2 protein-coding genes are annotated in these 1,103 nt (G+C 43.8%); both read left to right on the top strand.

Annotated features, from left to right (window positions below; all coding sequences use genetic code 11):
- Nucleotides 1–772, top strand: a 772-nt coding sequence (nqrA, locus tag A3729_RS24760; protein WP_068634390.1) for an NADH:ubiquinone reductase (Na(+)-transporting) subunit A, incomplete at its 5' end; no start/stop codon positions are given.
- A gap of 2 nt (nt 773–774) precedes the next feature.
- Nucleotides 775–1,103, top strand: a 329-nt coding sequence (locus A3729_RS24755) for an RnfABCDGE type electron transport complex subunit D (RefSeq protein WP_197476052.1), incomplete at its 3' end; no start/stop codon positions are given.

The raw sequence follows: 1,103 nt of genomic DNA, 5'->3' as shown, positions 1-1,103 counted from the left end.
TTGTACTAAAGCTGGTTCTAACATCGAACTACCAGCCATCGCGCGCGTAGAAAAGCAAGAGTTTTCTGGCCCGCACCCTGCTGGTAATGCCGGAACACACATCCATTACCTTGATCCTGTAAGCGATAGTAAGAGTGTATGGACTATTTCTTATCAGGACGTCATCGCGATCGCTAAGCTTTTCACGACTGGCGAACTGTATGTAGAGCGGATTGTTTCTATTGCTGGCCCTTCTGTTAAGAAACCGCGCTTGGTTAAAACTCAATTGGGTGCCAATATATCTGAGCTGCTGAGCAATGAACTTAGTTCAACCTCTGCCAGAGCCATTTCAGGTTCGGTTTTTGGTGGCCGGACCGCAAGAGCTACAGTTGATTATTTAGGGCGCTATGCTTCGCAAGTTAGTGTTCTTGATGAACAAAAAGAGCGTGAGTTTATTGGTTGGTTATCTCCTGGTGCCAACAAGTTCTCTGTGATGAATATTTACCTTTCTAAGCTTAACCCTGCCAAATTGTTCAACTTTACGACCACAACAAATGGTAGTGATCGAGCAATGGTTCCTGTTGGTGCTTACGAAAAAGTGATGCCTTTAGATATCTTGCCAACTCAGTTACTACGATCTCTGATTGTAGGTGATACAGAGCAAGCACAACTTCTAGGTTGTTTAGAGCTAGATGAAGAAGATTTGGCGCTTTGCACATATGTTTGTCCTGGTAAGTATGAGTACGGTCCGATTCTACGAGAGAATCTGACTCGAATCGAAATTGAGGGTTGATCATGGGACTTAGAACAGTTTTAGATAAAATGGAGCCCCATTTCGAGAAAGGGGGCAAGTACGAGAAGTGGTATGCGCTTTACGAAGCTGCTGACACCATTTTTTATTCGCCATCAAGTGTAACCAAAACCACATCTCATGTTAGAGATGGTATCGACCTTAAGCGTATTATGATTACGGTTTGGTTGTGCGCATTCCCTGCTATGTTTTTTGGTATTTGGAACGTCGGTTTCCAGGCAAATACTGCTATAGCGGCTGGGCTGGGTACTATACCAACCGATTGGCATAGCATGTTTTTCATTGGCCATGATGCGTCAAATATTCTTCATAA

Source organism: Oleiphilus sp. HI0043 (assembly GCF_001634935.1).
This window is presented reverse-complemented; position numbering and strand designations above follow the sequence as displayed.